At 67.8% G+C, this 21,757-nt stretch carries 21 protein-coding genes; 10 read left to right on the top strand and 11 right to left on the bottom strand.

The window, feature by feature from the left end:
• Nucleotides 1-12 precede the first annotated feature (12 nt).
• From O1A05_RS00690 to O1A05_RS00665, 6 genes are all read left to right on the top strand, one after another.
• Nucleotides 13-1,395 carry a monooxygenase gene (locus tag O1A05_RS00690; RefSeq protein WP_270106192.1) on the top strand — a complete coding sequence of 461 codons (1,383 nt, stop codon included), beginning with the start codon at nucleotides 13-15 and terminating at the stop codon, nucleotides 1,393-1,395.
• On the top strand, nucleotides 1,395-2,672 hold the full coding sequence (locus O1A05_RS00685; RefSeq protein WP_270106191.1) for an acyl-CoA dehydrogenase family protein: 1,278 nt from the start codon (nucleotides 1,395-1,397) through the stop codon (nucleotides 2,670-2,672). The genes O1A05_RS00690 and O1A05_RS00685 overlap by 1 nt, the downstream gene beginning before the upstream one ends.
• 159 nt (nucleotides 2,673-2,831) lie before the next feature.
• Nucleotides 2,832-3,512, top strand: coding sequence for a queuosine precursor transporter (locus tag O1A05_RS00680; RefSeq protein ID WP_270106190.1), 681 nt, complete (start codon nucleotides 2,832-2,834; stop codon nucleotides 3,510-3,512).
• A gap of 45 nt (nucleotides 3,513-3,557) precedes the next feature.
• Nucleotides 3,558-4,220 carry a TetR/AcrR family transcriptional regulator gene (locus O1A05_RS00675; protein WP_270106189.1) on the top strand — a complete coding sequence of 221 codons (663 nt, stop codon included), beginning with the start codon at nucleotides 3,558-3,560 and terminating at the stop codon, nucleotides 4,218-4,220.
• Nucleotides 4,217-5,938 (top strand): MDR family MFS transporter, encoded by a 1,722-nt coding sequence (locus O1A05_RS00670; protein ID WP_270106188.1) that lies wholly within the window; start codon nucleotides 4,217-4,219, stop codon nucleotides 5,936-5,938. Before O1A05_RS00675 ends, O1A05_RS00670 begins: the two co-directional genes overlap by 4 nt.
• Before the next feature lie 255 nt (nucleotides 5,939-6,193).
• The gene (locus O1A05_RS00665) at nucleotides 6,194-7,954 is read left to right on the top strand and encodes an HNH endonuclease signature motif containing protein (protein ID WP_270106187.1); all 1,761 of its coding nucleotides are present in this window, start codon (nucleotides 6,194-6,196) and stop codon (nucleotides 7,952-7,954) included.
• 35 nt (nucleotides 7,955-7,989) lie between these two features.
• Here O1A05_RS00665 and O1A05_RS00660 read toward each other — a convergent pair whose 3' ends face one another.
• The gene (locus tag O1A05_RS00660) at nucleotides 7,990-9,204 is read right to left on the bottom strand and encodes an acyl-CoA dehydrogenase family protein (protein ID WP_270106186.1); all 1,215 of its coding nucleotides are present in this window, start codon (nucleotides 9,202-9,204) and stop codon (nucleotides 7,990-7,992) included.
• 175 nt (nucleotides 9,205-9,379) lie between these two features.
• Between O1A05_RS00660 and O1A05_RS00655 the strand changes: the two genes are divergently transcribed.
• Both O1A05_RS00655 and O1A05_RS00650 read left to right on the top strand, forming a co-directional pair.
• A complete protein-coding gene (locus O1A05_RS00655) occupies nucleotides 9,380-10,297 on the top strand; it encodes an SRPBCC family protein (protein ID WP_270106185.1) in 918 nt (305 codons plus the stop codon).
• A 96-nt stretch (nucleotides 10,298-10,393) separates the two neighbouring features.
• Complete coding sequence (locus O1A05_RS00650) at nucleotides 10,394-10,975, top strand: GNAT family N-acetyltransferase (RefSeq protein WP_270106184.1); 582 nt, start codon at nucleotides 10,394-10,396, stop codon at nucleotides 10,973-10,975.
• 16 nt (nucleotides 10,976-10,991) lie between these two features.
• On the opposite strand, the gene O1A05_RS00645 is transcribed toward O1A05_RS00650, so the two are convergent.
• Nucleotides 10,992-12,374, bottom strand: coding sequence for a tRNA guanosine(34) transglycosylase Tgt (locus tag O1A05_RS00645; protein WP_270106183.1), 1,383 nt, complete (start codon nucleotides 12,372-12,374; stop codon nucleotides 10,992-10,994).
• A 44-nt stretch (nucleotides 12,375-12,418) separates the two neighbouring features.
• Here O1A05_RS00645 and O1A05_RS00640 point away from each other — a divergent pair, with 44 nt between their 5' ends.
• Nucleotides 12,419-12,550, top strand: a complete 132-nt coding sequence (locus tag O1A05_RS00640; RefSeq protein ID WP_270106182.1) for a hypothetical protein — start codon at nucleotides 12,419-12,421, stop codon at nucleotides 12,548-12,550.
• Between the two features lie 21 nt (nucleotides 12,551-12,571).
• Here the strand turns inward: O1A05_RS00640 and O1A05_RS00635 are convergent, their stop codons facing one another.
• The 5 genes from O1A05_RS00635 to O1A05_RS00615 are packed head-to-tail and all read right to left on the bottom strand — an operon-like array spanning nucleotide 12,572 to nucleotide 16,862.
• Entirely contained in the window at nucleotides 12,572-13,951 is a 1,380-nt protein-coding gene (locus tag O1A05_RS00635; protein WP_270106181.1) for an NAD(P)/FAD-dependent oxidoreductase, read from the bottom strand.
• The gene (locus O1A05_RS00630; RefSeq protein ID WP_270106180.1) at nucleotides 13,948-14,292 is read right to left on the bottom strand and encodes a bifunctional 3-phenylpropionate/cinnamic acid dioxygenase ferredoxin subunit; all 345 of its coding nucleotides are present in this window, start codon (nucleotides 14,290-14,292) and stop codon (nucleotides 13,948-13,950) included. Before O1A05_RS00630 ends, O1A05_RS00635 begins: the two co-directional genes overlap by 4 nt.
• Before the next feature lie 8 nt (nucleotides 14,293-14,300).
• Nucleotides 14,301-14,840: an NUDIX hydrolase family protein gene (locus tag O1A05_RS00625; RefSeq protein ID WP_270106179.1), complete on the bottom strand. Its 540-nt coding sequence runs from the start codon at nucleotides 14,838-14,840 to the stop codon at nucleotides 14,301-14,303.
• A gap of 20 nt (nucleotides 14,841-14,860) precedes the next feature.
• Nucleotides 14,861-16,012 carry an NADH:flavin oxidoreductase/NADH oxidase gene (locus tag O1A05_RS00620; protein WP_270106178.1) on the bottom strand — a complete coding sequence of 384 codons (1,152 nt, stop codon included), beginning with the start codon at nucleotides 16,010-16,012 and terminating at the stop codon, nucleotides 14,861-14,863.
• Entirely contained in the window at nucleotides 15,978-16,862 is an 885-nt protein-coding gene (locus O1A05_RS00615; protein WP_270106177.1) for a glutamine amidotransferase, read from the bottom strand. Before O1A05_RS00615 ends, O1A05_RS00620 begins: the two co-directional genes overlap by 35 nt.
• 22 nt (nucleotides 16,863-16,884) lie before the next feature.
• Between O1A05_RS00615 and O1A05_RS00610 the strand changes: the two genes are divergently transcribed.
• Nucleotides 16,885-17,199 carry a hypothetical protein gene (locus O1A05_RS00610; protein ID WP_270106176.1) on the top strand — a complete coding sequence of 105 codons (315 nt, stop codon included), beginning with the start codon at nucleotides 16,885-16,887 and terminating at the stop codon, nucleotides 17,197-17,199.
• Between the two features lie 28 nt (nucleotides 17,200-17,227).
• Here the strand turns inward: O1A05_RS00610 and O1A05_RS00605 are convergent, their stop codons facing one another.
• The 4 genes from O1A05_RS00605 to O1A05_RS00590 form a co-directional block, all read right to left on the bottom strand.
• Nucleotides 17,228-18,943 (bottom strand): hypothetical protein, encoded by a 1,716-nt coding sequence (locus O1A05_RS00605; protein WP_270106175.1) that lies wholly within the window; start codon nucleotides 18,941-18,943, stop codon nucleotides 17,228-17,230.
• Nucleotides 18,944-19,053: 110 nt separating this feature from the next.
• Complete coding sequence (locus tag O1A05_RS00600) at nucleotides 19,054-19,710, bottom strand: DedA family protein (protein WP_270106174.1); 657 nt, start codon at nucleotides 19,708-19,710, stop codon at nucleotides 19,054-19,056.
• A complete protein-coding gene (locus O1A05_RS00595; RefSeq protein ID WP_270106173.1) occupies nucleotides 19,710-20,723 on the bottom strand; it encodes a pseudouridine synthase in 1,014 nt (337 codons plus the stop codon). The genes O1A05_RS00600 and O1A05_RS00595 overlap by 1 nt, the downstream gene beginning before the upstream one ends.
• Nucleotides 20,724-20,767: 44 nt before the next feature.
• Complete coding sequence (locus O1A05_RS00590) at nucleotides 20,768-21,757, bottom strand: DNA-formamidopyrimidine glycosylase family protein (protein ID WP_270106172.1); 990 nt, start codon at nucleotides 21,755-21,757, stop codon at nucleotides 20,768-20,770.

Here is a 21,757-nt window from a genome sequence, read left to right as displayed (position 1 = left end):
AGGACCCTCCCCATGTCGACGTCGACGTTTGCCCAGTTGAAAGAAGCCACCGCCGAGCACGGGCCCACCAGCGAGCAGCTGGCCCAGCACTTCAATCCGGTATTCGCCCTGATCCGGGCCGGGGCGCAGCAACGGGAACTGGACCATGAGCTGGCTTTCGACGCCATCGAGCTGCTGCGCGATTCCGGGTTCACCCGGGTGCGGCTGGGTCGGGAGTACGGCGGAATCGGGGCGAGCCTGCAGCAGCTGGCGGAGCTGTTGATCGAGCTGGCGGCAGCGGACTCCAACCTGCCGCAGGCGCTGCACGGGCACTTCATGTTCACCGAACAGCACGAGAACGAGTCCCAGGGCTCGGTGTCTCAATGGTGGCTGGCCGAGGTGGCCGCGGGCAAGATCTTCGGCAACGCGCTGGTGGAGTTGCCGCCGACGGCAGGCAAGGCGCCGGTGCTGTTTTCCGACGTCGACGCCGACACCTCGCAGTCAGCGGTGGCCACCGGCACGAGCCAGATCGGGGAGATCTCCGGCGACAAGTTCTACTCCACCGGCGCGCTGTTCGCCGACTACCTGCTGGTGTCGGCCACGCGTCCCGGGCGCGAGGACGAGGGCCCGCTGTTCGTCGTCGTGGATGCGCATGATCGCGGGGTACAACGGGTGGATGACTGGAACGGGTTCGGCCAGCGGCTCACCGCATCCGGCACCACCACGTTCCGCGGGGTTCCGGTGCAGGCCGACCGGTTGCAGGAATTCAACGTGCCCACCGGGGTGCTGGCCTACACGGTGCTGTGGATCGTACTGACCGCCACTCAAGCCGGGATTGGTGCGGCAGCACTGCGCGAGATCACCCGGTTCGTGCAGAAGCGGCGTCGGACCTACGATCACGCGACGGCGGAGACGCCCGCCCAGGATCCGCTGGTGCACCAGGTGATCGGGGCGGTGTCGGCGAAAGTGGCATCGGCGCGGCAGATCGTGCGCGGGGCGGCCGAGGTGGTGGAGGAATCGTACCGGGCCACTCGCGGGCACACCGACCTGGAGGATCCGGTGTTCCTGGAGGCGCACGCCCGGGCGAACATTGCACTCTCGGAGGCGTCGCTGGTGGTGTCGGAGTTGATTCTGGATGCCACCGGGCAGATCTTTGAGGCCGGCGGCGCCTCCGCCACGGATGCGGCCAAGCAGCTGCACCTGCACTGGCTCAACGCGCGCGCCATCGCCAGCCACACCCCGCTGATCTACCGCACCCAGGCGGTGGGGAACTACCGGATTAACGGGGTGCTGCCGCCGCACCACTCGACAGCACGGAACTCCGATCCGGCTGCGGCGGGTGCCGGTGAAGCGGGTGAAGCGGGCGTTGAGGCTGGTGCTGTTGCGACGCCGGTACAGTTCGCAGAGGGCATCTGATGACAACGACGCGTGAGCTGGGAACACAGCCCGACCGAGTCCGGGCCGCGCATCAGAAGCTGGCACCGGTGTTCGACCAGATCGCGGCCACCGCCGTGAGCAGGGAAGCCGCCGGGGAGCTGGACCGCGACGCGGTGCACGCCCTGCGCGACGCCGGCTACACCACCCTGCGCGTGCCGGAAGAGTACGGCGGGGCCGGGCTGAGCTTCGAGGAGGCCTCCTGGTTTCTGGTGGCCCTGGGCCGGGCCGATTCCAACCTGGCACAGGCACTGCGGGCACACTGGCTGCACGTGGAAGACGTGTTGTCCCGTCCTGCAGATGACCCGGCCACGCCGGAATTTCGGGACCGGTGGCTGCGCCGGATCGGCGAGGGCGCCATCGTGGGCAACGCCCTCACCGAGCGCGGCAACGTGCGTGGGCAGACCGTCACGCGGCTGCACACCACCGAACGGCGCGACGCCGAGGGCCACCCCGTACGAGTGCTCACCGGAGAGAAGTTCTACTCCACCGGGGCTGCGTATGCTGACTGGATCCTCGTCTCTGCCACCGACGACGACGGACAGCCCGTGAGCGCGGCCGTGCCGAGTACCGCGCCGGGCATCACAATCGTCGACGACTGGGACGGCTTCGGCCAGCAACTCACCGCCTCCGGGACCACCCGTTTCGCCTCCACCCCGGTGCCGCACGCCGATATCGCCCCGCCCGGGGACGGCCCCGATTCCGGCGGCCGCGTGGCGTTCGGACAGGCGCTCGCCCAGTACGTGCACCTGGCTGTGCTGACCGGCATCGGCCAGGCGGTGGTGGAGGAGGGCGCCGGCTACGTGCGCTCGCGGACCCGCGGGTTCTCCCATGGTGCCGCCGAGCTGCCCGGGCAGGACCCGCAGGTGCTGCACGTGGTGGGCCAAGCGTCGTCGCAGATCTTCGGCGCCCGCGCTGCGTTTGCGGCGATTCTGCCGGAGCTGGCCCGCCAGCTGCAGGCCGAGTCGGACGGGCGGATCCTCCCGGAAATCGACGTCGACCGGCTCTACCTCTCCGTCTACCAAGCGCAGCAGGTGATCGCCCCGGCGGTACTTGCCACGGCGACCGCGATCTTCGAGGTGGGCGGGGCTTCGGCAGCGTCGGCCTCGCGCGGGCTGGACCGGCACTGGCGCAACGCCCGGGTGCTGGCCAGCCACAACCCGCTGATCTACCGCGCCCGGATCATCGGTGACTGGGAGGTTAACGCCACCCCGGTCGAGCGCAGCTACACGGTGGGGACGCCCGGCCAGCAGCAGTGACGGCAGGTGTGACCACGGGGTGACGGCAGGTGTGACACAATATCGGTGATTCGACGCCGCCTGGGGCAGCAGGCGCGCACGGGCCGGAGAGGCAGTGACACCGTCGTCGTCGAGACCCATCACGTTGCTCATCAGCGATTTTCGTCGCGTTCACAAGGAATGACTGTGCCCGAAACTGCCGCACCCGCACATTACGCACCCACCGGACGAGGCCTCTACGCCATCTTCATGTCACTGATGGCCGTGGTGCTCATCCTCTCCAACATCGGAGCGGCCAAGGGGGTGGAGTTCGGGCCCATCATCACCGACGGCGGCTTCTTCCTCTTCCCGCTGGCCTACATCATCGGCGACGTCGTCTCCGAGGTCTACGGTTTCCGCGCCTCGCGCAGGGCCATCATCACCACCTTCGCCCTCTCCGCGTTCGCGGCCCTGTGCTACTGGATCATCATCGTGCTCCCTGGCGCCTCCTGGTACGACGGACAGGAAGCCCTCGAGCGCACCCTGGGTCCAGTGTGGATGATTGTGGGCGCCTCGCTGCTCGGGTTCCTCGTGGGCCAGCTTTCGAATGCCTGGGTGATGACCCGGATGAAGCGCCGCAACGGTGAGCGGCTGTTGTTTGGGCGCATCGCTGCCTCCACGCTGGTGGGCGAATTCCTGGACACCCTGGTGTTCTGCGCCATCGCCGCCCAGGTGATCGGCATCGAAACCATGGGGCAGTTCGTGAACTACGTGGTGGTCGGATTCGTCTTCAAATCTGTGGTGGAGATCGTGTTCTCCCCGGTCACCATGTGGGTGATGGCCCTGGTCAAGCGCCACGAACCGGCCTACGGAGCGCGCTAACCCTCCCGACTTGCAAAACTTTGCACCAGTGCATAAACTGCACTGGTGCAAAAAAGTGACGTCTCTATTCCTGACACTGGCCCTGAGCTCGCTGCCGAATCCACTGTGGGTAGGCGCGAACAACAGCGCCAGGCGACCCTGCTGGCCCTCCATGAGGCCGCCGTCGCCCAGGTGACGGAGCAGGGGTACGAAGCTGCCACGATTACCTCCATTTCGGACGCGGCCGGGGTGTCGCGCCGGACCTTCTTCAACTACTACGCCACCAAGGACGAGGCGATCCTCGGCGTGCTCGAGCCCTCGGTGCCGCCGCAGGTACTGGAGAAGTTCCTGGAAGAAATCGCCGTCGAGCGCGCCCTCGGGCCGGTGGTGCGGCTGCTGATGTCGGTGATGTCGTCGTCCCGGGTGGGCGGTGAGACCCGCCAGGACCTGATGAGCCTCGCCGGGCTGGCGCCGTCGCTCTCGCACACCCTGAAGCGTTACGCGGTGCGCGCCGAAGACGTCATCTCCGAGGTGCTCGTAGAGCATCTAGCCCACCAGGACGGCGAACCGCGCACCACCCCCGACGTCGCGCACGCGATGGTGATGATCGCCGGAACCGCACTGCGTTTCGCCTACGCCAAGAATCCCGACTCGATGATCGATCCGGACTCTCCGGCCCTCGTAGACGCCGTCGAGCTCTTTTCGACCACGCTCAAGGAAGTACTGTGACCGTGACACCTGTCGACGCCGCTGCGACGTCACCGAAGAAACCGCAGCAGAATCCGCAGCGGAAATCGCAGCAATCCCTGGTCCTGCTCTTCGTGGGGCTACTGCTCACCATGCTGATGGCCTCGCTCAATCAAACCGTGCTGGCCACCGCCCTGCCCACCATCGTGGGTGACCTGAACGGGGTGAACCACATGTCGTGGGTGATCACCTCGTTCATTCTCGCCTCCACCATCACCATGCCGGTGTATGGGCGCATTTCCGATGTGTTCGGTCGCCGCCCGGTGATTTTGGTCGCCATCGGGCTGTTCATGATCGGATCGATCACCGGGGCGCTGGCCTCCAGCATTGAGGTGCTGATCGTTTCGCGCGTCATCCAGGGACTGGGTGGCGGCGGCCTGATGATCCTCTCGCAGGCTGCTATTGCCGACGTCGTGCCGGCGCGGCAGCGCGGTAAATACATGGGGATCATGGGTGCGGCGTTTGCCGTGTCCTCGGTGGCCGGACCCCTGCTCGGCGGCTGGCTGACCGAGGGTCCGGGCTGGCGCTGGGCGTTCTGGATTAACCTGCCCTTCGGTGTGCTGGCCATGCTCGCCGTCGCGCTGTTCTTGCCCGCCCCGAAGAAGCTGGGCGCCGACCGCCCGCGCCTGGACTACCTGGGCATGGCCCTGATCGCCGCGGCCACCACCGCGCTGGTGCTGGCCAGCACTTGGGGTGGCAGCGAATACGAGTGGGGTTCCCCGTTGATCATCGGGTTGTTCGTGGCGGCCGCCGTGCTGGCGGTGCTGTTCGTCGTCGTCGAGGCGAAGGCAGTCGAGCCCGTGATCCCGTTGAGCTTCTTTGCCGACCGTAACTTCACCCTGACCACCGTGGCCGGGCTGATTACCGGTGTGGCGATGTTTGGCGCGTTGGGCTACATGCCCACCTACATTCAGATGGTGACGGGTGTGGGTGCGGCGCAGGCCGGGCTGCTGATGGTGCCGATGATGGGCACCATGTTGCTGACGTCGGTGATCACCGGCATGGTGGTTTCGCGCACCGGGCACTACAAGACGTATCCGGTGGTGGGCACCGTCGTGGTGGCAGGGTCGCTGGTGTTGCTCTCACAGTTGCAGGCCGACTCCGCGATCTGGATGCTCTGTGGCGCGCTCGGCGTGATGGGTCTGGGGCTGGGTATGTCCATGCAGATCATGGTGCTGATCGTGCAGAACTCGTTCCCGGTGTCCGTGGTGGGTACGGCGACCGCGGCGAACAACTACTTCCGCCAGGTCGGGGCCACGCTCGGTTCCGCGGTGGTGGGCTCGCTGTTCATTACGCGCCTGCAGGACATCCTGGCGGAGCGGATGGCGTCGACGGGTGCTACCGCCGGCGAGTCCTCCGTGAATAACCTGACGCCGGAGATGGTGCAGCAGCTGCCGGACGCGATGCAAGATGTCATTGTCGGGAGCTACAACGAGGCGCTGATGCCGATCTTCCTCTACATCCTGCCGCTGATGATTGCCGCCGCGGTGCTGTTGCTGTTTGTGCAGCAGAAGCCGCTGGCCACCACGGTGGAGGACGGAGTGCGCGCGACCTCGGCCGGCTCTCCCGAAACCGGCACCCTGCCGCTATTGCGCCGTGATGGGGCCGACTCTGACGAGATCGCGGCTGACGACGCCGAGGCGCGTTCCGGACCCTCACTCGAGTCCGCCCGCCTGATAAGCCCCTCGACATCTCGATGACCACCTGACCCTGCAAGAGTCGCTGAGCGGCGCTGGATCTCTTCTGAGGTCCGGCGCCGTTGCTATCTACGTGTGTCGCACCCCTGTGGAGGGGCCAGCTCCCGCACCAGTCCGCGCACTCCCACACGCCCATTTTTCGCTCACCCGACTTATCCACATTTTAGATCAGCCATTCCCTTAATCGGATCCGTGTACTAGACTTAATTATAGAACAAACGTACCCGAACTTGATCCGACGTCGGAGGGAGCCAGGTCATGACCAGTGTGGTCTCATCCCCCTTGCTACCCCTGCTCGACGCCCTGGATGACCTCTCCACCGCCGACCTGACCATCCTGCTCACCCAGGGGCTCACCACCCTCAGCCGCCGCCTCTCCAGTGCTCACGCCCACGATGAGTTCAGCCCGTTCCACCGCGAAGGTGCGGACACCCGCCAGGACTGGGGCACCTCATTCCTGCCCAACGAACACGGCCACTACACCACCCAGGGAAACAACGACGCCGACGCCATCATTTGCGAGGACCCTGCCGCGTCCCTGCCCAGCATGATCGAGCAGGCCGCCGTCCTGGGGCGGCTCTGCGAGAACGTCGAGACCGCCCTGGCCGGGATCGTCGGTCGGATCTTCCCGCTGCACGAACAGCGCCTGGAACTGCTCGGCTTGCCCACCGGCCGGGTAACGCACAAAAACGCCGCCGACTACCTCCGCTTCCAGACCCAGGTTGGGTTCGGGGTGGCCCGGCGCCGGATTCAGACCGCCACCGCGATCCACCCCGACACCACGCTCACCAGCCTCACCGACGCCGCAGGCACCACCACCGAACCCCCGCGACCCGACGTTCACGACGCCGCCGTGGATGGCGAAATCACCCCACGCGCCGTCCAGGCCATCATCGATGCCCTCGGTGCGGTGGAAGAAGAAGCCCGCAGTGTCAGCACCGACCCGGACGAGGTCAAAAAACTCATCAACGACGGGGAGAAAACCTTCGTCACACAGGCTCGGGAGTTCGACGACAACGCCTTCGCCGCGTACGCCGCAGGATGGAAGGAACGCACCAGCAACCAGGTGAATCCCGATGGCGAAGCCCCCGACGACACGATCGCTGAGAAAAAACGGGGACTACGCCGCATCGGCACCCGGGGCAAGCTCAACATCTGGCAATGCGCCACCGATCAGGCCGGTGATGAACTCTTCCGCACCCTGGTCCACGCGATGAACAACCCCAGGGCGACTCCTGGCTCCCACAGCGGCGACACCACCACATCAGACGCGGGTACTCGCACCCAGGCAGGCGCCGATCCCAGCGTTGCAGAGGGTGCTGAAACCACCCACGCGGTGGATGCCACAGGCACCCCAGTCGACAACCTGGACGAGCGCACCCGGGACCAGAAAGCCCACGACGCCCTCATCGGCGTCCTCACCGCCGGATTGAAAGTCCCGCACAACACGCTCCCGGATCAGGGCGGGACCCGGCCCCAGATGCTGGTCACCCTCGACCTGCCGCTACTGCTGCGGATGATGCACCAGGCCGACATCGCCCCGAAGAACCTTGACCCGGCCTGGCTCACCGATGGGACCCTGCCCCGTTTCGAGCTCTGCCAGGGCTCCTACACCGGACCCATCAGCCCCACCGCGATCCGGCACCTACTCTGCGAAGCCGAGATCCTGCCCGTCGTCCTCGGTGGGGCAGGGCAGATCCTGGATGTGGGCACCAGTGAGCGATTCTTCGACAAACACCTGCGCAAAGCCCTCGTCGCCCGCGACGGCGGCTGTGCCGCCCCCGGATGCATGGCTCCGGCGCCGTGGTGCGAAAGCCACCACATCGACCCAGCCCGGAATCAAGGACCGACCTCGACGGCCAACGGGGTGCTGCTATGCCACCACGACCACCGGTTAGCCGACCGAGGAGACTGGCAGATCCGGATCGTCGACGACGTGCCCTGGTTCACCGCGCCACCGTATATCGACCCCGACCAGGTCCCGAGACGCAACACCTACTGGCGGCCAGAGCGACAATAGACTGGCGCCATGGGGCGTGCCTATCTGGCGTCGGATTACTTCGTGGAACCGACGGCCCAGATGCGAGACGGCACCGTGCTGTTGGTCGCGAAATCGCCGATCTGCTTCGCCTTGAACACCCACGGGTTGTGTGAGCCGGCGGTGCGGGCATTACGCCAGTGCCGGTCCAAGTTCTTCGACGTCGAAGAACTCGAGGCCGCTAGCGCATCGAAAGCATGGCTGATCGCGTTCGTCACGTAGCCGGTCAGCGCCACCTGTCCCTGAGCCGACGCCAGTTCGGTGTGGTCATTGACCCGCTCTTCCTCCTCCAGAGTGAGGGTTCCCTCCCGCAGCGCGAAGGCCGCGTCGTACGCATCCTGTAGAGCCTGAGCCGTGCGGTAGACCGTGGCGCGTGCGGCAAACGCCGCCGAGGACACCTCGCCGATCACCTGCAGCAGCTGCGGATCCTGCGGAGCGGGACCATTGCCGTGGCTGAACGTACGATGACGTGCAGCCAGGGTGGCACCGAAATCCTTCTCCGCCGCCGCCGCGGTGCCAGCGAGCACCGACAGCAGCACCACCTGATAGAAAGCAGTCTGGTACTTGAACCGGGTGGAGAACAGGATGACGTTCTCGGCGGAGACTTCGGCGTCGGTGAAGATGGTGGTGCCGGTGCCGGTGGTGCGCTGGCCGAAGCCGTCCCAGTCATCGAAGCGAGCCACCGCATCCTGGTGGGTGCTCACGACGGCGATCACCTGGTCGCCGGTGTCGGTGCGCTGGGCGGTGGTGTCGGTCCAGTCGGCGAAAATCGACCCGGTGGAGTAATATTTCTGGCCGTTGACGCGGAACACGTCCGGGTCATCGGTGGGGGAGACCTTCGTGGCCGTTTCACCCAGGGCGACGTCGCCGATCTCGGTCCAGGCGTTGCCCACCAGATCGCCGTCGACAAAGCGGCGCAGCCAGGCGTCCCGCGCCGGACCGGGTTCCGCCACGAGGCGGTCTTCCACGAACGCGAAGTGCGCCCGCAGAGCCTGGGTGATGTTGGAATCCGCCGTCGCCAGGTCGGTCAGCAGCTCGAACAGCTCGGGCAGGGTCGCACCGGCACCGCCGTACTCCACCGGAACGCGCACCGCGCCGAAACCATCGGCGATGAGCTGCTTGATCAGCTCGTAGGGCAGCTCGCGCGTGGCGTCACGTTCGGAGGCGCCGTCCGCGATCTTCTCGAAATGCGGGCGGTACTTTTCCTGTAGTTGGCGCAGACGATCTGACACGGCTGGCTCCTTTCGGTCAGGGTCATGTAGGGGGCGATGAACGCTACGGTAATTGGGGCGGCCCGGCCAAAGCATGCTCTCGGCCGGCGGAGGTCATGCGCGGTAATACCAGAGGGTTCGTGACGAAGACATCGGTTCCATTGACCCGGTGGACCCACGGTGCCACGCTGGACGCATGACTGACCCCGCGGAGAGCATCAGCACCCACATCGACGTTGACGACGAACACTGCTTCATGGAGGTCAGCGTGGATCTTCCGGCCACCCCCGAAGCGGTCTGGGAATCGGTGGCCACCGGTCCCGGTTACCGGCGCTGGTTCGTCGAGGCGGAGATCGACGGGCGCGTGGGCGGAGCGCTCATCACCCATCACGGGGACTTCGGCGCATCGCACGGCACCATCGTCGAGTGGGAGCCGCACCGCCGCTATCGGTACCTCGAGGCCGACTGGATGGGCGAGGAGCAGCCGGTGCCGCCGTGGGAGACCGAGATCGTGCTGACTCCGGTGGGTGAGGACGGCACCGTCACCCGAGCCACACTGCGCAGCGGTATCAGCGCCGAGGGGGCGACCTGGAAGGACGCCATCCTGGGCACCCAGGAGGGATGGGAAGGCGCCTGGCTGAACCTGCTGCAGTTCCACGCTCACTTCGGCGACCGCCACGCGGCTCAGGCCCTGGTGATGCGCGCCGGAGGTCCCGACGACGACATCGTGACGACGCTCGGGTTGGTCGGAGCCGTCGTCGGAGAAGAACGCGGTGTGAGCAACCCAGCACCGTCCGGGGCAGGCGGCACGGAACAGCCAGGCGGCGAGCTGCTGCGTGGCACGGTCATCGCCACCACCGACTCGCTGTCCGATCAGGACGCCACCTCGCGGTCGGTGATGCTGCGCACGACAGACGCCGTCTATGAGTTCGGCACCCTGCTCATGGGTGGGGAGCGCACCCTCGTGGTGCGCGGCTACCTCTACCCGGAGGCCAGCCGGGGCCTCAGTGCCGCCGTCTGGGAGTCCCAGGTTGCCGAGGTCGGCTCCGCCGCACGGCGTCGCTGGGAGACGGTGGTCGACGACGTCGTCGCACCCTCGCCCGGCATTGAGTGACGTGCGTCACGGACCTGGCTAGAGTGGTTTGAACAGCACCCGCGGAGGGGGCCCTGACGGGTGCTGCGGAGACATGCTGGAGGAGCAATGGCGCAGATGAGTGGACTGCTGTGGCGCACCCGCAGCGAAAACGACGATTCGCCCGAGGACCGGCGCATGATCCGGCGCGTGTTGGAAGCCGCGTTTCACACCACCGCGGAAGCCGACCTGATTGACGCGCTGCGTGAGGATCCGGAGCACTGGATTTCCCGGTATTCCATCATCGGGATGACGACGGCGATCCCCGATTCTGAACTCGAGACGACAGCGGCCGCCCACGCCGTGCTGCACCGTTGCACGATCAGCGGTGCGGATGCCGGCGCGGAAGCTGGAGCGGTTACTGCGACCGAAGCGCTGATGCTGGCGCCGTCGGGCGTGCTACCTCAGCATCACGGAGAAGGCGGCGGCACCGCGGTGATCGAGGCGGCTCTGGCCGCGGCTCAGGCTGACGGTGCCGCGCTGGTCATCGTCTACGGGTTCCCCGACTACTACCCGCGCTTCGGATTTGTGCCGGCCGCGGATCACGGGATCACCGCTGAGTTCGCTGATCAGCCGGAGGCGCTGCAGGTGAGGATTCTCGCCGCCGATGTTCCGGTGCCATCCGGTCAAGTGCGGTTGCCCGCGGCGTACGGGGTGTGAGTGGCGTCACCCAGCCTCACCGGTAGTACTGGCCCAGCACCTCGTCCTTGAGTTCGTAGAAGGTGCCGTCGGCAATCGACGCCCGCACCCGGTCGACCAGGCGCACCGTGAACCGCTCGTTGTGGATGGAGATCAGGGTGTGCGCCACCATCTCCTTCGCCTTGATGAGATGCCGAAGGTACGCGCGCGTGTAGTGGGCGCAGGTGTAGCAGTCGCAACCCTCCTGCAGGGGTGAGAAATCCCGGGTGTACTTGGATCCGGGGAGGTTGAACCGCCCGTCGTTGGTATAGAACGCCCCGGTGCGGGCCACCCGGGTGGGGGAGACGCAGTCGAAGGTGTCGGCGCCGGCCTCCACGGCGGCGAAGATGTCATCGGGTTCGGAGATGCCGAGCAGGTGACGCGGCTTGTTTTCTGGCAGCACGTCGGCGCACCAGTTCACGATGGTGCCCAGGTTCTTCTTTTCCAGCGCCCCGCCGATCCCGTAGCCGTCGAATCCCGAGCTGATGCTGGTCTCGGCAGTGGTGCTCGTGGCGCCGTCGGAATGTGCATTGAATTCGGTGGTCATGGCGGCCAGGTCAGCACAGGCCTTGCGGCGCAGGTCTTCGTATTGGGCGCCCTGGATGACGCCGAACAGCGCTTGGTACGGCCGGTCGTTGCGCTCACGGGTGAGCCGGGCGTGCTCGTCGAGGCAGCGCTGCGCCCAGAGCCGGGTGCGCTCCAGCGCCTCCTCCTGGTAACCGCGGGAGTTGTAGAGGGTGGTCAGCTCGTCGAAGGCGAACATGATGTCGGCGCCGAGCTGGTGCTGGATGCCGATCGAGATCTCCGGGGTGAACCGGTGGCGGTCGCCGTTCAGGTGCGACTTGAACCAGACGCCGTCGTCGTCGACGTGGGCCAGCCGTTCCTTACCCGGCGCCACGGCGTCATCGGAGCCCACCGTTTCGACCTTCTTCGGGCCGGACATGTCGATGACCTTCTTGAACCCGGAGCCGAGGCTCATCACCTGGAAGCCGCCGGAATCGGTGAAGGTGGGCCCCGGCCAGTTCATGAACCGGCCCAGCCCGCCGGCCTCATCGAGCAGGTCCGGCCCGGGCTGCAGGTACAGGTGGTAGGCGTTGGCCAGCAGGGCCTGCGCGCCGAGCTCGGCCATGGCTTCCGGGAGCACGGCTTTCACGGTGGCCTGGGTGGCGACCGGAATGAAGGCGGGAGTCTGGATGATGCCGTGCGGGGTGACGATGGTGCCCGTGCGGCCGTGGCGCGGGGCGCCGTCGTCACCGGTGAGTCGGTGCTCCACCCTGAACGAGAAATCACGCGGGGAGGGCTGGGCTGGTGGTTCAACAACAGGGGGTATCGGGTTGGTCACGTTCTGAGCGGCATCAGCGTCGGTAGGCACAAGATCCATGGTAATGATCATGGAGGGACTTCGTTGACAGCCGGCTAGACGAGATGAAGGGGGTGCGCTGCGCGATCACGGTGCTGGTGCCGCTGCTGCCCCAGTCGGCGTGGTGGGAGGCGATGACGACGGCGGGCGCCACCGCCGAACCCGAACGCTCGGTGGGGCCCTCCGTGCGCGGGTGAGAGATCACCGGGCCAGCTGCTTCACCGGGCCATCGCCTTGTAACTCACCTCGGGGTCGGCCAGCTGATCGGGATCGACGACGAGGCCGCGCTGGATGATGCGGCGGGCCGCGCGCACGGCCAGCGGGTCGTTGATGCTGGCGGCCCCGATCATCAGCCCGGCGTCGTCGAGCACGAAGGTGGCGAGCTTCTCCGGGTGAGCCGGGTCCTCACGGTGCACCACGGTGTATCCGGTGGCTGGTGGGTCGCTGGCAGGGTGGTCGGCCGCGGCGGGCCGCAGGGTGCCGATGGCTTCCACATGCACCCCGTAGCGGTCCGACCAGAACCACTCCGGTCCGGGGGATGGTGGGGTGGCCTCGGCGATCACTGCGGCGGCGGTGGTGGCGGTGTCGATGGCGTGCTGCCAGTGCTCGGTGCGCCGGGGCGCCTGCTCATGGCGGGCCACATCGCCGACGGCGAAAACATCCGGGTGGCTGGCGCGCTGGTCGGCGTCGACGATGATACCGTCGGCCAACTCGAGTCCGCACTCCTCGGCGAGCCAGGTGTTCGGGGAGATGCCGATGGCCGAGATCACCGCGTCGGCGGGCACGGCAGCGCCGGAGAGGGTCAGGATCTCGACGCCGGTGCTGGTCGGGTCGGAGCTGGCTTTGGTGTTACTGGAACTGTGCAGGCGCACCGAACCCGCGTACTCGGGGATGACGTGTACGCCGTGCTCTGTGTGCTGGGCGTGCAACCGTGCAGCAATGCGGCGGCCGAAGAGCGCGGAAGCCGGGATGCCGGGACCGGCGAAGAGCACCACCTCGGCGCCGAGCTCGGTGAGTGAGGAGGCCAGTTCCGCGCCCAGCACCCCGGCGCCGACGACGGCGATCCGCGCCGGTCGCCCGGTGTGGTGTGCGGCGTCGAGAATCTGTCGCAGTGCGGTGACGTCGTCCCGGTGGCGTAGGGTGAGCACTCGCGGATCCGCTGACGGATCGTTGGCGCTGGGTGCGTCGTCGTCGACCTCAACACCGAGGCTGATGGGTGTGGCCCCGGTGGCCAGCACCACGGTGGCGGCGGTGAGCTCCGCGCCGTCGTCGAGGGTGAGTGTGTGCTCCGCCCCGGCCGGGCCTAGCCGCAACGACTCCACGCGCGCGTGGACGAGCTCGACCTCGTGCTCGGTGAACCAGGAGGTGTCGGCCAGCGCGAGGTCCTCGGGGCCCGTTTCCCCCAGCAGCAGCTGCTTGCTCAGCGGCGGGCGCTCGTAGGGGAGCCCTTCGGGGTCGATCAGGGTGATCGGGGCGGTGAACCCGTGCTGGCGCAGCCGGGAGGCCACCGTATAGCCGGCCACGGATCCACCCACGATCATGACCGGGCCGGTGACAGACTCGGCGTCTGGCTGGGCGACCGGGCCAGCAGAACTCATGACGACGCCGGGGTGCCCGGGTAGAGCAGCAGGTCCTCGCCGTCCACCTCGACCCGGTGGGTGCGGGTGTCCACGGTGGCGGGCAGTGTCAGTGCGGCCCCGGTGCGCAGGCAGAATGCCGCGCCGTGCAGGGGGCACTCGATCTGGTCGTCTTCAATCCAGCCCTCGGCCAGCGACGCCGCCCCGTGGGTGCACCGGTCGTCGAGCGCGTAAAATTCACCGTCTTCGGCGTGGAACACCGTGATCGGCACGGTGCCGGTGGTGGCCGCCGGCACGAGCAGTGCCTCGCCTTCGGGAACCTCACTGACGGAACCGACGCGGATCGGGTCAACGCTACTCATCGGCCCCGTCACCGCCCCCAACCCACATGGGCCAGCGCCTGCCGGACGAGCAGCTCGCGTCCGCCCACGAACTCGTTCTGGATCTCGGGCGACAGCGCCTCGTCCGGGGTGAACCAGGTGAGCTCGAGTGCGTCCTGGCGCGGCTGGCACTCCCCGGTGACCGGCACCAGGTAGCACAGCGAGACGGCGTGCTGGCGGTCATCGGTGAGCCCGGTCTCCGAGGGGGAGGGGAAGTACTCGGCCACCGTGAACGGGGAGATGGCCGGGGGCAGCTGCGGCAGCGCCAGCGGGCCGAGGTCCTTCTCCAGATGGCGCATCAGGGCGGCCCGGATGGTCTCGCGGTACAGCACCCGCCCCGAGACGAAGGTGCGGTAGAACCGGCCGTCGTCGTCGGCCACGTACAGGGAGCCGATCTCGGAGACGTAGCCCAGCGAATCCACGCGGACCGGGATCGCCTCCACGTACACCATCGGCAGTCGCCGCCGTGCCTCGTATAGATCGTCCTCGTTGAGCCATCCCGGGTGCGGGTCAGGGGTGCGAACACTCATGATTCTGTTCTACCAGGTTCTCAGAGCGCGCGCTGGGCCCGGTGGTACTGCGGCGGAAACGGAATCTCGCTGTTCGGGCGTAACTCGACGGAGGCGCGGGCCGGCCAGTTCGGATCGGCCAGGGCCGCACGACCAATCGAGACCGCATCCGCCTGACCGGACAGCACGATCTGCTGGGCCTGGCCGGGCTCGGTGATGATGCCGACGGCGGACACCGTGAGCGGACGCTCGCTGTCGCGCGTCGCCTCCGCCACCCGGTGGATCCGCTCGGCCAGGTGCAGCTGGTAGCCGGGGCCGGAGGGGCCCTGATAGGTGTCGCCGATCCCGCCGGAGGAGACGTCCACCCAGTCGAGCCCGTACTGCGCGCGGGCCTGATGGGTGTCCACGAGCCCGGCGATCAGCTCGGCCGAATCGTCCAGCGACCAGGAGCCCTCCACATAGTCGGAGCCGGAGATGCGCAGCCCCAGGATCTTCTCGGCGGGCCAGACGGCGCGCACCTCCGCGAGGATCTCGCGCAGCAACCGGGTGCGGTTCTCCACGCTGCCGCCGTACTCATCGGTGCGCTGGTTGGTCACCGGGGAGAGGAACTGGTGGATCAGGTAACCGTGGGCGGCGTGGATCATCACCGCTTCAAACCCCGCTTCATCGGCGCGGCGGGCGGCGTCCACGAAATCGGCGACCACTTGGCGCACCTGCTCCGTGCTCAGTTCGCGGGTCTCGGCCAGCCCGGAGACGGGGTTGATGCCCGAGGGGCTCACAGTCTGCCAGCCGTCGTGCTCGACGTCGACGGAGGCCCCGGTGTATCCGGGCAGACCCGGCTCGGTGGAGGCTTTGGCTCCCGCGTGGGCCAGCTGCACGGCGGGCAACGCACCGTAGGAGCGGATGGTCTCGACGATCGGGGCCCAAGCGTCGCGCTGGGTGTCGTTCCAGAGCCCGACGTCGGCCGGGGAGATGCGTGCCTCGGGTGAGACGGCGGTGGCTTCGGCGACGACCATGCCGAATCCTCCAGCCGCACGGGCGCCGAGATGCACCTGGTGCCAGGAGCCCGGCACGCCGTCGTGCGCGGTGATCGAGTACATGCACATCGGGGCCAGGATGGTGCGGTTGCGCAGGCTCAGCGGCCCGATAGTCAGGGAATCAAACAGATGGGGGAACGCGGTCGAAGTGGTCATACTCGTGGCCAACAGCCGATGTCGCTCCACTATTCCGAGAGCGACCGGGGCCAGTGTGTCGGCCGGTGTTCTGCGCGTAGCGACGCACGAAGTTTGCCAGGATCCGCTGCGGCTGGGTGACCTCCGCCGCCTCGATCGCGGTGAAGAGCGCCTGCTGTTCGGTGAGATCGTAGTAGCCGTGGTGGGCGTAGAGCCGCAGTCGAAACAGCAATCCCTCCTGGTCCAGTTCGGGGTGGAACTGGGTGGCGTACACGTGTGCACCCACCCGGAACATCTGCACCGGGCACGCCTCGCCGCCCACCAGCAGGGTAGCGGTCTCCGGCAGGCGGCTGACCGCCTCCTTGTGGCCGACGAACGCATCAAACTCCGCATCCACCCCGGCCAGCAGGGGATCCCCGGCCCCGGATTCGGTGACGCGCACCCGCACCACGCCCGCCGGCTCTCCGTACTGGGTGTCTACCACCGCACCCTGGTGCACCCCCAGCGCGCCCACTCCGTAGCAGGCGCCGAGGAACGGGTAATCCTGGGCGACGACGAGATCCAAGAGGAACCGGAGTTCGGATTCCACCCGGCGCTGCACCGGGGTTTTGGATTCCGCCGGATCGGAGGAGTTGAACGGGCTGCCACCGAGAATAATCGCGGCGTGGGCATTCATGATCTGTTGCCAGTCCAGGCAGGGTGCCCCGGCGTGGCCCGGACGCTCCGCCACTTCGCGGTCCAGACGCAGGCTGCGCAGCTGGCCGGGCGCGAACTCGCCCAGGGCGGCGGTGGAGCGCAGCTCATCGGCCACGGCGACGTCGTCGGCGCGGGTCTGGATCAGCAGCACGGGCTGCGCGGCGGTGTTTGGCATTCCCCCAGAATAGACTGGTTTGATGCCCTCCTACCGCACCGTTTTGCAGATCGGGGACCTGCGCCCCGGCCACACCCCGCCGCAGGTGATGACCACCGCGCGCGCCTCCCTGGCCGCCCTGTTTACGGTGGAGTCCACCGACATCGAGGTGGTGGCCCGGGTGCCGCAGATCGTGTTGCGCTTCACGGTGGAGGCCACCAGCGACGCCGAAGAGCAGCAGCTGGCGGTGCTGGCGGTCCGGAGGATGCGGGCCGCCGTGTCTGAAGTGGCCGCGACCGGGACGGCCGAGCTGTTCCTGCGCCGGGGCGGTCGTTGGGTGCGCACGCTCTCGGAATGAGCCCGGGTGGCAGGGGAGCGGCGTCCGGTCAGCGGGTGAGGTTCAGCTCGTCGGTGCCGAAACCGTCGTGGGCGTCGTCGTCGGTCTCGTCGTCTGCGTCGTGATCAAAGGGGACCTGGTGCCGCTCGGCCCGGGCAATGCGGTACCGGCGGTTTTCGGTGGTGAGAATGACGACGAACGCGCAGATGCCAGCCACGATGATCACCCAGGTGGAGAACAGCTGGCCGAACAGGCGCGCCCCGATGATGGCCACCAACCCCCAGCTGTAGCCCAGGGCGATGGCCATGCGCCCGCGCTCGGTCATGGTCAGCAGCGAGGTGGCCCAGGTGGTGAGCAGCAGTCCGAGCACCGCCCAGATCTCGCCGGGGATCCACAGCAGATTCGCACCCCAGCGGGTCAGCACCACCGAGACGGAGAACAGGCAGAACACGATCGACCAACCGGTGAACACTCCGATGACGACGTCGGTGAGGGTGCGCTCGGTGCGATGGCGGGCGGTGTGCAGGTTCAACACCTGGATAGCCCGCACCGACAGGACGGTGGTGGCGCCGGCGGCCAGGATCTCCAGACCCCAGGGCTGGGCATGCACCAGCAAGAACCACGCCGCCCAGGTGATCATCGCGTTGGCCACATACCAGCCGACGGCGCGCTGACGCACGGCGGAGCGTTGCGACGGCGCCCACTGATACAGCACATAGGCGCCGAGCAATCCCCAGAGTACCGGCAGGATGGCCATCCACCAGCCCGCCATCGACAGCAGGGAGGAGCCGCCCCGGTAGGCGCCGTCGTGAATTTCGCGCAACGAGGTGGCATCCCCGAGCCAACCGGTACTGACCAGCCCGGCTGCGACGGCGAGTACCCAGGTGATGGTGACGGTGACCTGGCGGAAGGTATCGGAGAGCTCCGGCTCCGGGTCGCGCTGTCGGGAGGGCAACACATAGGGCGGAACGTAGGGGGCGTCGTGCAGGTAATCGTGGTCGTGACGGTCGTCGACGTCGGAACCGTCGCCCTCGGCTGCCGCGGAGGCGGCGGTCTCGATGGCGCGGGCCTTCTCCACAATCCGGTCGCGGCGCCGCCACTCGGGGAGCAGGGCGCGGGCGCGGTCCAGCAGTTGGGCGTCGCTCAGCTCCTCACCGGGCTGCTGCAGCGGCGGGCGCCGGTCGGGGGCGGGCACATGATCGGTGCCGTCCAGTTCCCGGGCCGCGATGTGCAGGGCCTCGGTCTCGCGCTCTTCCTGGGCCGCACGGCGTTCAGCCTCGGCCAGCCGTTGTGCTTCGGCACGCTCAGCGGCGGCCCGACGTTCGGTCTCGGCACGCTCGGCCTCTTCGGCGGCGCGACGCTCAGCGAGCAACCGGTTGGTCTCCTCGATCGCGGCGGCCAGTTCCGCGCGACGCTTGGCTTTGGCCTGTTCCTCGGCTTGACGTTCTTGTTCGCGGCGGTCCCGCAGCTGTTTTTCGGCACGACGGCGCAACTGGTGACGCCGTATCCGCCCCGGGGTATCGGCGATCCGCTTCTCGATCTGTTCGGCGTCGGGGGACCCCAGTGAGTCCAGCCAGCCATTGAGCCGATCCGCCATCGTCACCCGTGCCGGCTTCTCAGGCGCCGCGGGCTTCTCGGCGGGTTTTTCGGTGGGCGCTGATTTCTCTGCTGATTCTGCCGGCTTCTCAGGCGCCGCAGGCTTCTCGGTCTGCGCTTTCAGGCGCGCGAGGGCATCGGACGAATCGGACGACGTCGGATGTGTCACGGTGTGCCTTTCTCGCCGGTGTGAGCGCGGGGTTTCCGGGGCTGGCGTCGGCCCCTGCGGGACTACTGTAATCGGCCAGGCTGAGACGATGCTCAACGCCGCACGCGTCTTTACCGTTCTGTGTCCGTGAAAGGTGCTTCCGAATCGTCTGTGGAGGAATCGGACGTGATCTCGCCCCGGGCGCTGCCGCGACGTCGTCGCCACCACAGCAGGGCCCCGGCGAGGGATCCCACGCCCAGGCCCACTGCGATGCCTACCAGCACCGAGATCCACAGGGGCAGCCGCTGCGCCGACCCGGTGAGTAGCCCCAGCCCCACCATGTACACCGTCCAGACCGCCGAGCCGGTGGTGGACAGCAGCAGCCAGGTGCGCCACGGCATCCGCACCATTCCGGCCGCCGCCATGGCCGCCGTGCGCCCGCCCGAGACGAACCGCAGCGCGAGCAGCAAGGCGAACCCCGGGGCCGGCCCGGCTTTGTCCAAGGTGCGCTGCACGCCGCGTTGCACCCGGGCACCCCAGCGTCGTCCCAACAGCAGCTGTGGCCCGAGAGACCGGAACAGCGCGTACACCACCAGGTCCCCGAGCATGATCCCCACCCAGGCGGTCAGCAGACTCACCCACAGCGAGAGCTCCTCCTGCCGGGCCAGTACCCCGGAGGTCAGCACCAGCACCTCGCCGGGCACCATCGGCACCAGACCGTCGACGACGACGAACACCAGCGTGATCAGATGGAACCAGCCGCCGAGCTCACCCAATTGCTCCGCCATCAGCGCGGCACCTCCGCCAACTCCAGCTCGGAACGGAAGAGCCGCGGCTGCCCGGTGAGCGGATCGGTGAAGCCGAGGGTGCGGGCCAGCAGCTGCAATGGGGCGTCGACGTCGTCGTCGGCATGGTCCAGCAGCTCCGGGTAGAACCGGTCGTGCAGAATCGGGGTGCCCAGGGCGGCCAGGTGCACGCGCAGCTGATGGGTGCGCCCGGTGTGCGGGGTCAGTTTCAGATGCGCCCGCCCGCCCCCGGTACCGAGCAGCTCGATTCGGGACTCGGCGTTCGGGCCCACTGTGGGCGCATGGCTGCGCCGTTGTTTACCCGTGCGCGGGGCCGACAGCCGTCCGGAGTCTGCCACCGGGTAGTCCACCATCTGCGCGGTGATGACGCCCTTGGTCTTCTCCATCCGGTTCCGGTAGATCACCGGTAGTCGGTTCACCCACCCTGAATGCGTATCGGGCAGGCGCACCACCGCCTCGTAGGTTTTCGCCACCACCCGGTTCTCGAACAGCGCCTGGTAGGCCCCGCGGGTGTAGGGACAGGCCGAGAACGCCAGCACGCCAGCGGTGGCGCGGTCCAGGCGGTGCAACGGCACCAGATCGGGATGATCCAGCGCGCGCCGCAGCCGCACCAATGCGGAATTCTGCAGGAACCGCCCGCCCGGGGTGGTGGGCAGGAAGTGCGGCTTGTCCACTACCACCAGGTGCTCGTCGCGGTGCAGCACCCGTACCTCGAACGGCAGGTGCGGCTCGTCCGCCACATCGCGGTAGTACCAGATGAACTCGTGGGCGCCCAGAGTAGTGTTCAGATCAACGACGGCGCCGCCCGGGGCGCGCACCTCCCCGGTGCGGAACCGACGGCGGATGCCCTCGGGGTCCACATGGCCGAACCGTTCGAGCACGTAGTCGGCGATCGTTGGCCACGCTCCCTGCCGCGGCACCCGCAGCCGGGTGGGATTCACGCCGTCGCGCACGGGCAGCGGCGGAACACGGGGGGAGGACGACGACGAAGTCACGCCCACCATTGTGACATCACCGCAGGACTTCACCGGTTCTGGCATCACCGGCTCTGGCACCGCGGGCACCAGTACAGCACCCGCTCCTCGGCACCGGGGTCGCCCCAGTCCTCGCGGCGCACCGGTCCACCGCAACGCAGGCACCCCTCGCGCTCGCGGCCGTACACCCAATACGGTGCGGTGCCGCGCAGCAGCAGCCGGCGGGCGGCGGGACCCTGAGGGTCGAGCACCCGCACCCCGAACGGGGCGTGCGGATCCGGGGTTACCCCGGTGGTGGTGCGTCGCGAGCTGGCGCTCCGGGGAGTACCGGCGGCGCCGGGTGAGCTGGGCGGGTCGGGGTCGATGTTCGCCAGCATCAGCGCCCGGGCCAGCTCCAGCACTCCAGCCAGACCAGACACGGCGTCGTCGTCGAGGGCTCCCACCGGGGTGCGGGGATCGATCCGGGTCAGCAACAATGTTTCGCAGCGGTAGATGTTGCCGATGCCGGCGATATTGCGCTGATCCAACAGGGCGGTGCCGATGGGTCGTTGCGGCTGGGCCCGCATCCGGGTCAGCGCCGTCTGGAGGTGTTCAGCCCCCCAGTCCGGGTCCAGCAGGTCGGGGCCGAGGAACGCCAACCGCCGTTCGGTGTGTGCGGGCGTCAGCAGGTGGACCTCTTTCAGGGAAACACTTACCAATCGGAAGGTCGGTGAGGTCAGCACCACCCGGGTGGTTCCGGCGGGGTCGTTGAAGCGGCGCGGACGGTTTCGATGCTGCTGGCGTTGCGAGTGCGTCGGTCCGTCAGCGTCGTCGAGATACTGGAGCTGCCAGGAGCCGTCCATGCCCAGATGAGAGAGCAGCACTGCTGTTGATGATGGCAGGTCCAGATGCAGCAGCAGATATTTCCCGCGGGTGGTGACGGCGGACATCTGTGCACCCGCCAGATCCGTTGTAGCCAGGGCGGGCACGCGAAAATCGCTGGAACTCAGCAGGGTGCCGACGACGACGGGGCGCAGGCGCTGAGCCAGCCGGACCAGGGAATCTCCTTCAGGCAC

It is taken from the genome of Citricoccus sp. NR2 (genome assembly GCF_027594385.1).
Classification (GTDB): domain Bacteria; phylum Actinomycetota; class Actinomycetes; order Actinomycetales; family Micrococcaceae; genus CmP2.
The sequence above is the reverse complement of the archived record's forward strand: the minus strand, read 5'-3'. Positions and strand labels throughout refer to the sequence as shown.

Coding starts and splice junctions, on each gene's coding strand:
- O1A05_RS00640 (WP_270106182.1), top strand. CDS start 12,419: ATGAAGGGGGTGCGCTGCGCGATCACGGTGCTGGTGCCGCTGCTGCCC.
- O1A05_RS00680 (WP_270106190.1), top strand. CDS start 2,832: ATGACTGTGCCCGAAACTGCCGCACCCGCACATTACGCACCCACCGGA.
- O1A05_RS00655 (WP_270106185.1), top strand. CDS start 9,380: ATGACTGACCCCGCGGAGAGCATCAGCACCCACATCGACGTTGACGAC.
- O1A05_RS00620 (WP_270106178.1), bottom strand. CDS start 16,012: ATGACCACTTCGACCGCGTTCCCCCATCTGTTTGATTCCCTGACTATC.
- O1A05_RS00685 (WP_270106191.1), top strand. CDS start 1,395: ATGACAACGACGCGTGAGCTGGGAACACAGCCCGACCGAGTCCGGGCC.
- O1A05_RS00630 (WP_270106180.1), bottom strand. CDS start 14,292: ATGAGTAGCGTTGACCCGATCCGCGTCGGTTCCGTCAGTGAGGTTCCC.
- O1A05_RS00645 (WP_270106183.1), bottom strand. CDS start 12,374: ATGGATCTTGTGCCTACCGACGCTGATGCCGCTCAGAACGTGACCAAC.
- O1A05_RS00665 (WP_270106187.1), top strand. CDS start 6,194: ATGACCAGTGTGGTCTCATCCCCCTTGCTACCCCTGCTCGACGCCCTG.
- O1A05_RS00625 (WP_270106179.1), bottom strand. CDS start 14,840: ATGAGTGTTCGCACCCCTGACCCGCACCCGGGATGGCTCAACGAGGAC.
- O1A05_RS00690 (WP_270106192.1), top strand. CDS start 13: ATGTCGACGTCGACGTTTGCCCAGTTGAAAGAAGCCACCGCCGAGCAC.
- O1A05_RS00610 (WP_270106176.1), top strand. CDS start 16,885: ATGCCCTCCTACCGCACCGTTTTGCAGATCGGGGACCTGCGCCCCGGC.
- O1A05_RS00600 (WP_270106174.1), bottom strand. CDS start 19,710: ATGGCGGAGCAATTGGGTGAGCTCGGCGGCTGGTTCCATCTGATCACG.
- O1A05_RS00615 (WP_270106177.1), bottom strand. CDS start 16,862: ATGCCAAACACCGCCGCGCAGCCCGTGCTGCTGATCCAGACCCGCGCC.
- O1A05_RS00635 (WP_270106181.1), bottom strand. CDS start 13,951: ATGAGTTCTGCTGGCCCGGTCGCCCAGCCAGACGCCGAGTCTGTCACC.
- O1A05_RS00650 (WP_270106184.1), top strand. CDS start 10,394: ATGAGTGGACTGCTGTGGCGCACCCGCAGCGAAAACGACGATTCGCCC.